This is a genomic window from Novosphingobium sp. BW1, from assembly GCF_008107685.1.
Taxonomy (GTDB): Bacteria; Pseudomonadota; Alphaproteobacteria; order Sphingomonadales; family Sphingomonadaceae; genus Novosphingobium.
The window spans coordinates 38,220-50,698 of the sequence record NZ_VIRF01000058.1 but is presented as its reverse complement, the minus strand read 5'-3'; the positions used below and the strand labels follow the sequence as shown (position 1 = coordinate 50,698).

At 65.3% G+C, this 12,479-nt stretch carries 9 protein-coding genes; all 9 read right to left on the bottom strand.

All coding sequences use genetic code 11. From position 1 onward, the window contains the following. Positions 1 to 107 precede the first annotated feature (107 nt). The 9 genes from FMM79_RS05290 to FMM79_RS05250 all read right to left on the bottom strand — a co-directional run bounded on the left by FMM79_RS05290 (position 108) and on the right by FMM79_RS05250 (position 12,465). Complete coding sequence (locus tag FMM79_RS05290) at positions 108 to 2,003, bottom strand: XrtA/PEP-CTERM system amidotransferase (protein ID WP_148626498.1); 1,896 nt, start codon at positions 2,001 to 2,003, stop codon at positions 108 to 110. Between the two features lie 12 nt (positions 2,004 to 2,015). Then, positions 2,016 to 3,500, bottom strand: coding sequence for an exosortase A (gene xrtA, locus FMM79_RS05285; protein WP_240338999.1), 1,485 nt, complete (start codon positions 3,498 to 3,500; stop codon positions 2,016 to 2,018). Between the two features lie 67 nt (positions 3,501 to 3,567). After that, positions 3,568 to 4,782, bottom strand: coding sequence for a TIGR03087 family PEP-CTERM/XrtA system glycosyltransferase (locus FMM79_RS05280; protein ID WP_148626496.1), 1,215 nt, complete (start codon positions 4,780 to 4,782; stop codon positions 3,568 to 3,570). Between the two features lie 5 nt (positions 4,783 to 4,787). Further along, on the bottom strand, positions 4,788 to 5,864 hold the full coding sequence (locus FMM79_RS05275; protein ID WP_148626495.1) for a FemAB family XrtA/PEP-CTERM system-associated protein: 1,077 nt from the start codon (positions 5,862 to 5,864) through the stop codon (positions 4,788 to 4,790). Further along, positions 5,861 to 6,721 (bottom strand): XrtA system polysaccharide deacetylase, encoded by an 861-nt coding sequence (locus tag FMM79_RS05270; RefSeq protein WP_148626494.1) that lies wholly within the window; start codon positions 6,719 to 6,721, stop codon positions 5,861 to 5,863. Before FMM79_RS05270 ends, FMM79_RS05275 begins: the two co-directional genes overlap by 4 nt. A 14-nt stretch (positions 6,722 to 6,735) precedes the next feature. Beyond that, positions 6,736 to 8,019 carry an XrtA/PEP-CTERM system-associated ATPase gene (locus tag FMM79_RS05265; RefSeq protein WP_148626493.1) on the bottom strand — a complete coding sequence of 428 codons (1,284 nt, stop codon included), beginning with the start codon at positions 8,017 to 8,019 and terminating at the stop codon, positions 6,736 to 6,738. Between the two features lie 20 nt (positions 8,020 to 8,039). Further along, on the bottom strand, positions 8,040 to 9,770 hold the full coding sequence (locus FMM79_RS05260; RefSeq protein WP_148626492.1) for a preprotein translocase subunit YajC: 1,731 nt from the start codon (positions 9,768 to 9,770) through the stop codon (positions 8,040 to 8,042). Then, positions 9,770 to 10,948 carry an AAA family ATPase gene (locus FMM79_RS05255; RefSeq protein WP_240338998.1) on the bottom strand — a complete coding sequence of 393 codons (1,179 nt, stop codon included), beginning with the start codon at positions 10,946 to 10,948 and terminating at the stop codon, positions 9,770 to 9,772. Before FMM79_RS05255 ends, FMM79_RS05260 begins: the two co-directional genes overlap by 1 nt. Next, the gene (locus FMM79_RS05250) at positions 10,945 to 12,465 is read right to left on the bottom strand and encodes an XrtA system polysaccharide chain length determinant (protein ID WP_148626491.1); all 1,521 of its coding nucleotides are present in this window, start codon (positions 12,463 to 12,465) and stop codon (positions 10,945 to 10,947) included. Before FMM79_RS05250 ends, FMM79_RS05255 begins: the two co-directional genes overlap by 4 nt. Positions 12,466 to 12,479 lie beyond the last annotated feature (14 nt).

Genomic DNA, 12,479 nt, shown 5'->3' with positions numbered 1-12,479 from the left:
GTTTCGTCCTACCGTGTTAAGCGCAACTTCCTAAGAATATGTGTAGTTAATCTTAACTTTGTTGCACACCTTTGCAGAAAGCCGGAAATGCCTGAATTCAAGCCATTTCAGACCAATCCCAACGTGGTAAACGAGCGCTCAAGCATAAGCAGTTGCCAGAGCAATCGCGCGTGGTCGCTTCGGCCGGACACATGCTCTTCCACCAGATGACCGAGGTAGCGCTGGTCAAACCAGCCTATGGCGGCGAGCCCCTTGCCATGTGCAATTTCCCGTGCCGCTTCCTGGAGTGGCCCTCGGAACCATTGCGCAATAGGCGTTACGAAACCCTGTTTGGGGCGATACAGGATGTCCTCGGGAAGATGGCGCTGCATCGCGTGCTTCATCAGCCACTTGCCCTGGCGTCCACGCACCCTGAAGGATTCTGGCAAGCAGGCGGCGAACTCGACGAGGCGATGATCGAGCAGCGGTTCGCGCGCCTCGAGGCCCACCGCCATGCTCGTCCGGTCGATCTTGGTCAGGATATCGCCCGGTAGCCAGAATTTAAGATCGGCGTACTGGGCGCGGTCCAACCCCGAGCGCGCCGGCGCCTTGCGCATCAGCGCTTCGAGCGGTTGCTCCGCGCGGTAGTCACCGCGCAGTCGCTGGAATTCAGGGGAATACAGGGCCTCGCGCACTTCCGGCGTGGCGTAGGCCAAGGCCCGTGCATAGCCTTGCGCACTGTCGCCTGCCAGAGCCAGCAGGGTCGACTTCGCCCGCAAGGGACGCGGCGCCCAATCGGCCTTGGGATAGAGCGCGCCGAGCCTGCCGAACACCGCGGCCCGCATGGACGCAGGAAGCGTACTGCGTACCCGATCTTCTGCGCGCTGAAAGACATGGCGGCGATATCCCGCCAGAGCTTCGTCCGCTCCATCGCCCGACAGCGCCACCGTGACATGCTCACGGGCGAGTTGGCAGACCCGCCAGGTCGGAAGCGCCGAGGCATCGGCGAAGGGTTCATCGAACATGTCCGCCAAAGCTTCGACGGCCTCGAAATCATCGGGTGAGACGCGCCGCGTGACATGGCTGGTTCCAAAACGCTGCGCGATCTTCTGCGCGTAGGCAGTCTCGTCGAGGCCCGCGACATCAAAGCCTATGGAGCAGGTGCGCACGGGCTGCGCGCTTGCCTTAGCCATGAATGCCACCACGCTCGAACTGTCGACGCCGCCGGACAGGAACGCTCCCAGAGGCACGTCGGCCATCATGCGCGAGCGGACCGCCTCCTGCAAAAGCGTATGAAGTTCATCTTCCAGCGCCGCACGGCGTCCGGAGCGACGCCCGGCAAAGCTTACGTCCCACCACTCGCTCGGCTCGGGCAGCGGCTTGCCGTGACGCAGGAGGAGGAAATGGCCCGCCGCCAGCTTGTGCACGTGCTTCAGGATCGCGCGGTGATCGGGCACGTAGCCCCAGGTCATGTAGTCTTCGACCGCCAGCGGATCCGGCTCGCGCCGCAACAGCGGATGGGCCAGCAAGGCTTTGAGTTCCGACCCGAAGATGACACTGCCATCGCTCAAAGTGCTGTAGAACAATGGTTTGACGCCCAACCGGTCACGCGCGAGGAACAGGCTGCGCGCCTCCAGGTCGTAAATCGCAAAGGCGAACATGCCCTGCAGATGCTGCAGGCAGTCCTTGCCCCAACGCTGCCAGGCCGCAAGGATCACCTCGCTGTCGCCATCGGTGCGAAAATGCACGCCGCCAGCCGCCAGTTCGCGGCGCAGCTCGCGAAAATTGTATATTTCGCCATTGAACACCAGAACCGCGCGGCCATCGCTCGACGCCATGGGCTGAGAGGAACCGGCGAGGTCAATAATGGAAAGGCGGCGATGCCCAAGCCCCACGCCCGGCGCCGTCCAGACACCTTCGCCATCGGGGCCACGATGCGCCAGAGCATCGCACATGGCCGCTACCCGGGACGGATCGACCGGTTTGGGTGTATCCAAATGATATATGCCCACAATTCCACACATGGCGGATGTGCTCTATCTCAGGCCGGCCACGGCGTCCATCCAAAGGGACAGATCGCCGGTTGCCTCCAAGAAATGACCGATCCTGTGCTGGGCCCGTTCGCCCTCTCCCTCTTCGGCGGAGAGGATGAGCGTGAGCGTTGGCTGCGCCCTCAGGACGAGCTGATTCTCGATGACCGCAAGCTTGAGCCGGACATTACTGCCCGAAAGGAGATCCCCATTGCGGTACCAGGTCATCGCCAGGCGTTTGAACTGGCCATGCGCGACCAGACGTTCGCCGTGACCGCCTTGCAGAGCCGTCGCCGGAGCCGCCCAGGCCCAGGGGCTATCGGGCATCACCGCGCCTTGCCCAAAGCCACCGGCCTCGCGGCCGTCGCCCTGGCCTGAGTAGAGGGCCAGGAAAACGTCGACGGTCCCGCCCTTCCCGTCCGCATAACGTCCGAGCAGGCGGTGGTCCGCCCCTTGCGCGCGCGGTTCCCACCAGACTTCGGGGTTATAAGGAACCCGGTGCCAGCCCGGGACTTCGGGCATGGCGATCTGGACTGGCAAGGGCGCGACCAGCCGGTCACCGCTCCAGGCCCAGGCTTTCACGCCCATGAGCAGAATACACAAGGCCGCTAGAGCCATGACGCTCCTGCCACGTCCGATTGCTTCCAGCCTCGTCAGGACAGGACTGCGCGCGAGTTGTTGGAGGTCGACCATAGGGGCATCCAATGGCCGATCGAAGAAGCGCCAGGCCCCGGCAATGACCAGCCCCAGAACCACCGCAAAGAAGATCCAGCCATAGACAATGTGATCGAAGCCGGCGGCGACTTCTATCCCTGCGTGCTGGGCGGCGTAGATCGTTCCCCATGCGCGAAGCCCGTTGGCCAGGATCGGCACGACAACGCAGGCGGCCAGCAAGGCAACGCGTCGCCTCCAGTCTACAAAGCAGACATTGGCGGCAAGAACGCCAAAAGCTACCATCGCGATCAGGAACTTCACGCCCGAACAGGCTTCGGCAACCTTGAATAGGCCAGCGGGTGTGTCGATGAAAACCCCCTCGATCACGGCGGGAATACCGCTCGCGCGGGTCAGGGCGATGGTGATCTCGGCCGTGACCATCTGCAGCGGCTTCACCAGTTCCTCCCCGAAAGGCACCATGAACACGAGATAGAAGAGTGGAAAGCACAGGGCCATGGCCACGCGCGGCCCAAGCAGCAGGGGTACGCAGGCTCCCAGCATGGCGACAACGCCCGCCTGGCGCGCGAGGTCCAGCCCTGAGACGCCGCCCAGCAACCACACGAAGGCCGCGCCAGCCATCAGGACCAGGCCCGGCCACCAGGCGGCCGGAGCGAGGCGCGCCAGCTGGTGGCGGCGCTGCCAGACAAGCCACATCTCGACCAGCGGGATAAGCAGCATGTGGTTGTAGCTCGAGATGTCCCACCACTGCCGGGTCATGGCCCCCCAATCGCTTGCAAATCCGACCAGCAACACAAGCCAGGCGGCGAGCAGTGTCATAAGCGGTGTGCGCCAAGGCCCCGGAGTCCGCGCGGGCCAATCACGCAAGGCCCCGGGAAATGCGGAGTTAGACATCGCAGCCCCCTTCGCACAGCCCCGCAAGACCGGAAAGTGCGGCTTCCCAGCTGGCACGCTGGCAGACCCAGGCGCGCGCCGCCATGCCCATCTCCCGCCGGATGTCTGCATGAGTAGCGAGGTGGACGATGGCCTCGGCGAGATCCTCGTCGGCGTCCCCCACGCGGAAATCCACGCCGTCGTGCGCGGCGATGCCGGTAGCCGCACCCGATGTCAGGACCACCGGGCATGCCATCGCCATCGCTTCCAGCACCTTGTTCTGAACGCCGCGCGCGATCGACAGCGGCACGAGCGCCATGTCTGACGCTGCCAGGAAGGGGCGTACGTCGGGAACGCGCCCCCAGACCGTAACACCCTCTAGCCGCCCCAGCGCCTGCACCTCGCGCGTAGGATTACGGCCCACGATGTGGAGACTTGCCTCCGGGAAATGCTCATGCGCTCGCGGCAGGATCTGGCGCGCGGCGCGCTCGACCGCGGCGATGTTGGGGGCGTAATCCATCTGCCCGGTAAACACGAGACGCGGGAAGCCCGCTGCACGCATCCGGGGCTCGGGTTCGACCGTGCCCGGCGCGAAGGTCTGTGCATCAATCCCATTACCCATGGCGGCCACGCGCGAGGATGGCTGCGGCAAGCGTGCCTGCAGAAGGTCGGCCTCGGCTTTGCTTACTAGCAGCGAGGCATCGCTGCACGCGGCAATTCGCGCCTCTTCGGCCGCGAGGAGGCGGGCCTCGCGCCTTTCCATCCATCGGCGCAGCCCCTTGTGATCCTGCGCATAGGCTTCGAACTTGGCCGAATCGACATCGACAAGATCGGTCACCACGCGTCCGGCAAACCCATCCGGAACATATTGTGCCATCTGTCCGGAGAAGACGAAGATGACCGCAATGTTCGCGTGGGCCAGGACGCGATCGACATAGGCGGCCAGGCGCGGATCGTGAAACGCGCGCAAACTGACCGGAACGCCAAGCACCAAAGCTTCCAGCGCCGCACGCGGCAAGCTCTTGGCACGGGGCAGAAGGCAATGGCTCGCCGCAAGCGCGGCCAGTTCCTTCTCATGATCCCAATCGGCCGGATCGTCGGCAAAGGTAGCAACATGAACGGGGGCGAGCCGCGCCAGTGCCTTCAGCACATGGTGCGAACGGATCTTGTCCCCGCGGTCGGGCGGAAACGGCAGGCGATGGGACAGGAAAAGGATCTCCCCGCGCATGGCGCCTATCCGATCCCGCGCGCGATCAGAGGCCCGAGGCGATTGGCAATGCGCAGCGGCAGGCGCTGCCACAGCCTCACCTGCAGCGCCCGCTTCGCGCTTTGCGGGTTCATATCGCGCATCGCGGCCCCCGGTGCAGTCCAGCTGGCGTACGTCAACGCGCACGGTTCGAACCCCCAGTTGCGCTTGTAGTGGTAGGCGCCGCTTCCGGTCTTGGAACGACCGAAGTCGAAGCTGTGCATGCCCCGGCGCCGGGCATGGAGCATGAGCGCGAAATACATGCGCTCGTTCGCCCGCAGCCGCCGTGCCGCCCAGGTCCCGCCGCCCCAATAGGGCATGACCGTGCCCTTGTGATAGAGGCTCAGCACACTGGCGACTGCCTGCCCTTCATGGCGCACAGTCAGGATGTCGGCATCGTCTCCAAAGGCGTGGAACACGCCTCCCAGCAAAGCGCGCGGGAAGACTGGCGTACCCAGGTTTCGATAACTTTCGCAAAAAACGCGGTAATGCTCGTCAAGCGCGTCCTCGCTGCGTCCTACTTGGACCTCCAGCTCGGCCGAGAGGCTCTTGCGCACCTCGGCGCGCTGCTTGCGCGGGATCGCCATCAACTCACTCTCGTCGTCCCCGGCGAGACGGCGCGCGAAGGTGCAGTGGGAGCCGTCCTGGATCGCCCAACCCTCTCCCACTTCGGGAAGCAGTCCTCCGCGCAGTTCCACCGCTGGACAGGATCTGCGTCCGGCCAGTTCGCATACGGCGTCGAAGAACGCCTGCGGATCTACCCCATCGTGAACCAGAAGCCCGCCGTCCACCGCGAAACCGCTCGATGCGAGCACCCGCCCGAAGATCGGCGAGGAGATGCAATCGAGTGGAAGAAGACCCGAAAGCGCGCCCGCCCGTTCGGCGACCAGAGCAAGCGCTGCATTGCCCGTCGCCTCGGCCACGGAGCAGAACCAGGCCGGACGATGAAAGGGTGTGCCTTGCGGATGGGCCAGCACGAAGTCGTCGATGCGAGCGCATTCGTCCCGGTCGGACAGGTCCGCCAGACGCACCTGTGTGCAGGTCGGGGCAAAGGGCGCGTTCACGCCGCCGGTCTCACGGCACGCCTTCGCTCGGCATCGGCCAGAACGTCCATCCGGCCCCAGCGAAATTCAGCCGTCAGCCGCTGCAACTTGCCTGCCATGCGGCGGAGGTTCGTATAGTGGCGCACCCGCGAGCGCAGCGGTGCCCCTTCGACGCGGGGCTGGTCGGGATCGATCTCCCAGGGATGAAAATAGAAGACCGCCGGGCGTCCTTCCGCGTTGACCTGGCGGATCGCCCAACGCGTAAACGCATAGGGAAGAACACGAAAGAACCCGCCTCCACCGGCCGCAAGACGCCGCGCACCGACCTCGGCCGTAGTGACCGGGATCTCGAGAAGGTCGCTTCCAGCCAGTGGGTAAAAGGCAAAACGCGGCGCTTCGCGCCAACCATAGTGATCGTGCACCACGGGCGCGACGCTGGAACTGTAGGCATATCCGGCCTCGGCCAAGACCTCGTAGGCCCAGGGGGTCCGCGCATCGATGGAGAAGCTGGGCGCACGGTATCCCCGCACAGCCGCCCCGCTCACATCCTCCAGGACCTTGCGACTGCGCGCCAGATCTTCGCGGAAAGCCTTGCGACCCAGACGGAACACGCGTTCGTGCGCCCAGCCGTGGCTGGCCATCTCATGCCCGGCTTCGGCGATACGGCGCATTAGCGTGGGCGCCCGCTCGGCGATCCAGCCCAGCGTGAAGAAGGTTCCGGTCACGCCTGCCTGGGCAAACAGGTCGAGCACCGCGTCGCAGTTGCGTTCCACCCGCATGGGCAGGTGATCCCAATCGCCGCGTGCGAGCACGTTCTCGAATGCGCCAACCTGGAACCAGTCCTCCACGTCGACCGAGAGGCCGTTGACGATGGCCATTGGTCTCTCCGCGCTCATGCCGCGCTGCGCTGATCTCCGCCGCCCTCGACCCATTCGATCAGCATGGTCAGGACATGACGCAAGGTCCGCTCCTGTTCGTTGAGCCGGGCTTCCAGCGCCGCCATTCGCTCATGCGCTTCGGCCAGCTGCGCCTCGAGATGGCCGACGCGTTCTGCGGAAGGATCCTCCGCTTCAAGAGCCTGTGCCTCATGGGCCTCAGCCTTGTTGGCGAGTTCGACAACAGCCTGCTGAAGCTCGCAGATCTGGGCGTCGCGATCCGCCAGCGCACTTTCAATCAGGGCGATAGCGGCGGGCGCGTCGATAGCCGCATGGCTCGCCCTTGCCGCACTCCTGCCCTCCTCTTCCGACGCAAAGGCAGTATCGTGCGCAATCGCAACCGAGGCAGGTACCCCGTTGTCGAGCGAATAGTCGGGATGATGGTGCGCCGTTCGGGCATCTTCGCCCTCGTGGCTATGGCCGATGGTGCCATCGTGCTTCATCTCGTCCAGCACCTGCGTGAGCATGGCGCTGTCGATCCGCGTGCGCTGCTCGACCGAGCCGAGCAGCAGAAGGCGGTTGGCCACCTGGTTGATCCGGCGCGGAACACCCCCGGTTGCCTCGTAGATGCCGGAAAAGACCCGTTGATCGAAGCTGGGATTGCCGTCCCACCCCACGCAGGTCAGGCGATGCTCGATATAGGACTGAACTTCCTTGGGCTGCATCGCGGTCAGGTGGTGCGTTGCAATCACGCGCTGGCGCAGCTGCTCTAGCCGGTCGCTTTCCATCAACGTGGTCCGAAATTCGGGCTGGCCCAGAAGCAGCGTCTGGAGCAGCGGGTGTGACCCCAGCTGGAAGTTCGAGAGCATACGCAGCTCTTCGAGCGCGGTGATCGACAGGTTCTGCGCCTCATCCACGATCAGCAGCGAACGGCGCCCCGCACGCGCTTCCTCGTGAAGGAAAGCCTCGATCGCACCAAGCGCAGAGGCCTTGTCGTGCCCGTCAACCTCGACTCCGAAGGCGCGCGCGACAACATGAACGATCTCTTCGCCATCCAGCGCGCTGGTCACCACGTTGGCCGCAGTCATCCGACCCGGATCAATGGTGGCCATGAGGTAGGCGACCAGTGTCGACTTGCCCGAACCGACCTCGCCGGTGATGGCCACGAAGCCCTCCCCTTGCGCAAGGCCATATCCCAGATAGGAGAGCGCCTTGCGATGCGTCACGCTCTCGAAATAGAATGCCGGGTCGGGCGTCAGCTGAAAGGGTCTGGCTTCGAGCCCGTAGAAATCATCGAACATCGTGAACTCCTCCCTCGAAGTCAGAAGTTGTAGCGCAGGCCGGCAAGGCCTGTCAGCGACCAGTAGTCGCGCACCGTGTCGAGGTCGTAGCTCGAACCATCGACCGACACGGCGAGGGTGCCGCGCAGGCGCGGCGTGATCATGTGGTAATAGGACGCGGCCAGACCATAGGTCGTGACATCGCCGAAGGTGGTGTCGGTCGACGTGATCCAGTTGACATAGCCGTTGGTCGACCAGCCCGCGTTGCGACCCAATGGCCCCGACAGGTAGAGCGAGGCCCAGGTGTTCTCGTCGACCATGCCATTGGCGCTGGCAAGAATGGTCCCTTGCGCGGCGATGTACTTGCGCCGGTCATAGCCAAGCCCGATCCCTGCGCTCAGGCGGCCAATCTGCATCGTGTAGCTGGCCGCGATGCCGCGCGCGCGGAAGGCCGAAGCGCGCAGCGAGCCCAGGACGCCGGGAAGGCAGTTGCCGCCTTCCAGCGAATTGACGCAGCCCACCAGGTCGCCCGTCACCGGATCGCGCACCGCCTCGAAATCGGTCGGTAGGTCGTTGAGCGCGCGGTTGATCTGCCCTCCGAAGCCAGCCAGGTTGTCGTAGACCGAGACGCTGAGCGTCTTGCGGTCATCGGGCGAGTAGGCAAGTTGGCCTCCGAAGGTTGTGGAGCCGTAACGGCGCCCCACATGCGCCGAGAACGACGTGCGCCGGCTCGGCCGCCACATAACGGCGACGTCCCACAGGATGCCCGAGACATCGTAGGAAAGCTGACGGGGCGAGCTTGTGTCAGTCACATACTGCCCGTCGCGCCCGATCAAGGGGCGATCCTCGGCATCGGTGGACACGTCGCGGTTCGAAATCTCGACATCCTCATACCCGATGGCACCAACGACCTGGACGGTTCGGCTCACCGGCAAGGTTACCATCGCGCGCGCCTGCATGTCGCGCACGCGCTGGTCGAGAACGGAGATATCCTCCTGATAGGCGCTCCCGGCCACGGCAAGGCCGACGGGAAGCACCGTGCCCGGCTTGACGCCCGCCTGAAGCTCGACCGACTGCACCAAGCTGTCCTCGCTGCGCGTGACGCGCTCGCCGTCCGGAGCCGGCAAGAAGGCGTTGCCCTGCTCTACGCTCGAATACCCCGCACGGTAGCTGCCCTGAAGATCCACGGCGCCTGCGCGCGTGGCGAGGGTTGGTCCGGCGTAGACCGAGTAGACCGTCCGCCGGTCGTCTCCGCCCAGATAGCGCGCCGATCCGCCCGAGAAGCTGGATTGCGTAGCAAGGCCGCCCGCCTCCAGCGTGAGGCCCGGCGTCACGGTCGCATAGCCGCGCGCGACACCGCTCAGGACATCGCTGTTCCGCCCATCGCCCCAACCGATCTGGCGGGCATAGCGCGCCGAAAGCGACAGGCCGGTGCGCCGCCCTTGAAGCCCGGCGTCGACGCCGACCGCAGCCTGGGTATAAGTCAGGACGTCGCTGCCCGGTGAAAGCTGGGCGCTGACGATCTGATCAAGTTCGATATAGGGGCGGATTTCCACGCGGCGTCCGACCGTGGCCTTCTCGCCCTGCCCGCCGCCCGAAGATCCGTTGCCCGAAGTTCCGTTACCCGATGCAGCACCGGGACCGACTGCGTCCTCACCGCCAAGCCCGCCATAGCCCATGGTCTGCGCGGCGGCGCTGCCGGAATAAAACCCGGACACGCAGGCAAGAGCGAGCACCACGCCTGCGTACGTCAGAAGGAAATGGCCGCGCATCAGTCCTTGTACCCATAATAGGACCCGAAGCGACGGCCACTCGGGCTGAATTGCGCGCCGTTCAGAAGGAGCTGCACGTTGGGGCAGCCATCCAGCAGCTTGATCGCATCGTCAAGAGCCCCCTGCCCGGTACGGTCTGCCCGCACGATGACAATGGCCTGACCGACATGCTTGGCCAGTTCGGCGGCAGGCGAGGCGGCCAGCGCGGGCGGCGAATCGAAGATGACAATGCGCTGCGGGGCGCCTTGCGTCAGTCGATCAAGCACACGGGTCGTGCGCGAGCTCGACAGGTACTCGCTATCGGTATTGGTGTCCTCGCCTGCAGGCAGGACCCACAGGCCCGGAATGTCGGTGCCGAGCACGCAGTCGGCCACATCGAGCGTCTCATCCATCAGCGCGTCCATCAGGCCGCGCCCACCGGGCAGGCCCAGCACCGAGAGGACCGAGGGCTTGGCGAAATCAGCGTCGACGAGGAGCACCTCGCTCTCTTTCTCCGCCGCGATGGAAAGCGCGAGGTTGAGAGCGCAATAGGTCTTGCCCTCGCCCGGGTGCGGTGAACTGATGAGCACGCGCTGCGCGGCGGGTCCCGCCTTCTTGCGGCGCAGCTCGGCGGCCTGGGGCAGCACCTGCCGCTTGACGATACGGAACTCTTCCAGAAGCGCCGTCACCGCCCCTTCGGGCACGATCAAGCCATGCTCGGCCAGGCGATCGCGGTCGATAGGATGGCGCGTCCCGGAAAAGACCACCGGCTCCCCGACGAGAGCCGGAACCGGCTCCACCGATGCTGCCGTAACGGGCGCGGGATCTGAGGGTGCAGGTGCAAAGTCACTCGCCCGGCGGCGGGGATGGGGCGAAGCGCTCGCGGGCTGCAAATCGGCCTTTTCAGGCTCTCCGGCGGGCTTTGCCGCGTTGTCGTTGCGCACGATCCGGCGCGCCTTGCCACTCGCTGCAGCCTTCGCCGCAACATCGGCGGGAAGCGGATCGGGACGCGCGATGAAGCTGCCGAAATCGAAGCGGCGCGCGGCGCGCTCGATCAGAGAGGGGCTCTCACTTTCAGAATTGTCCGACACCTGCGCCGCGCCGTCCACAGACGCCTCCGATGCCGTGTTCGCGCCCTGCGGCGTCGTATCGTGGGAGGGCGGCTTGCCCGGTTCGCTCATCTTGCCTTCCCCGCTCATGCGACCATGCCCCGCTGGACGAACTCAACCACGAGCAGCACGACAAGAAGACCGCCGAGCGCCGCCGTCGCGCCGTAAAAATACTTGAGCCTGCGCCGCCGCAGCGCACGCGCGCCCTCGGTCAGGTTCTGCGAGATCGCGCCCAGTACGGGAAGCCCCATTGCGCGTTCCAGACCGGCGGTGGTCGCGAAGACCGAGCGCACCTTACTCAGCGCGAAGGCCGCCGCGCAGCCCCCGCCGACACCTACGATCAGCACGCCGATCAGCAGCACCGGACGGTTGGGCGCAACGGGTGCACGCGGGGTCGTCGGCGGATCGACGACCTCGAACTTCACCGCCTCGCGTTCGGTCTTCACCTCCCCGCGAATCCGCAGTTCCTCGCGGTCCTGCAGGAGCTTGTCATATTGCTGGCGCAGCACGTCGTAGTCACGCGCGATGCGGTTGGCCTCCGCCGCAAGTTCGGGGTTGGCAATGGCGTTCGCGGTCATCGTGGCCACGTCGGACTGCAACGCGGCCTTACGCGCGACCAGCGCCTGGACATTGGCCATGCGTTCGGCGCGGATCGAGACCAGCGAAGCGTAAGCCGGGTTCGGCATGCCCCCGCCACTGTCGCTCTCGGCAGCCGCGGCGCTCTTCAGGGCATTGACCTGATTGCGCGCGGCAATGACGTCGGGATGGTTCTCAGTAAGGCCGCGCCCACGCATCGAAGCCAGGTCGGATTGGGCTTTCGCCAAAGCGGCGCTGGCCGACCCCGCGCTGCCGCCCGGCATCGTGCGCGGCGTGCTCGCGATCTGGCCATTGATCGCCGCAAGCGCGCTCTGCGCAGCGGCAAGATCGGCCTCGACCCCGCGCAGCTGCGAACGCGCCGCCTCGAGCCGCTGGTTGTTGAGGGCGCCACCCTGCGCCAGTTCGGGATGCCGCGCCTCGAACGCGGAGCGCTTGTTCTCGGCCGATTCCAGCTCGCTCTCGCGCTGCTTGAGCTGCTGGTTCAGGAACTGGAGGCTTTCGGCCATCTCGCCGCGATTTCCCGAAAGGTTTTCCTCGCGGAAGATGTCAATCAGCTTCTGCGCGACATTCTGGGCCAGCTTCGCGTTCTCGGCATCGGAGAATGACCCATTGCTCGCCGTCGCCCGGATCTCGAAGAGGTTGTCCTGCTGTGCGACGACCGAGACGTTCTTGCCCAGCGCCAGGACCGCCGCCTCCATCGCCTTGGGATCTTCGATGGTGTCGCCCAGGCGCGTCGCCCGCACCACTTTTTCCAGGTTCACCGCGCTCGTCAGCGTCTGGCGGATGCGCTCGATATCCCGCTTTTTGTCGGCAACGCCGATGCCCACCTGTTCGGCCAGGGCATCGTCGAGCTGGATGAAGATACGCGCATGCGATTCGTAGGCGTTGGGGATCAGCGCCACGGCCAGCCACCCCATCAGGCAGATCGCCCAGGCGCAGGCCAGCGCGATCCAGCGCCGGTGCCAGACGCTGTGCATCGCTGCGAGCAGTTCTTCATACAGCGTGTTCATGGCTGCGCCCTGAC

What these genes read in the sequence shown, in the direction of transcription:
- FMM79_RS05280 (WP_148626496.1), bottom strand. Translation starts at nt 4,782, where the DNA reads ATGCGCGGGGAGATCCTTTTCCTGTCCCATCGCCTGCCGTTTCCGCCC.
- FMM79_RS05270 (WP_148626494.1), bottom strand. Translation starts at nt 6,721, where the DNA reads ATGGCCATCGTCAACGGCCTCTCGGTCGACGTGGAGGACTGGTTCCAG.
- FMM79_RS05265 (WP_148626493.1), bottom strand. Translation starts at nt 8,019, where the DNA reads ATGTTCGATGATTTCTACGGGCTCGAAGCCAGACCCTTTCAGCTGACG.
- xrtA (WP_240338999.1), bottom strand. Translation starts at nt 3,500, where the DNA reads ATGACACTGCTCGCCGCCTGGCTTGTGTTGCTGGTCGGATTTGCAAGC.
- FMM79_RS05255 (WP_240338998.1), bottom strand. Translation starts at nt 10,948, where the DNA reads ATGAGCGGGGAAGGCAAGATGAGCGAACCGGGCAAGCCGCCCTCCCAC.
- FMM79_RS05290 (WP_148626498.1), bottom strand. Translation starts at nt 2,003, where the DNA reads ATGTGTGGAATTGTGGGCATATATCATTTGGATACACCCAAACCGGTC.
- FMM79_RS05260 (WP_148626492.1), bottom strand. Translation starts at nt 9,770, where the DNA reads ATGCGCGGCCATTTCCTTCTGACGTACGCAGGCGTGGTGCTCGCTCTT.
- FMM79_RS05250 (WP_148626491.1), bottom strand. Translation starts at nt 12,465, where the DNA reads ATGAACACGCTGTATGAAGAACTGCTCGCAGCGATGCACAGCGTCTGG.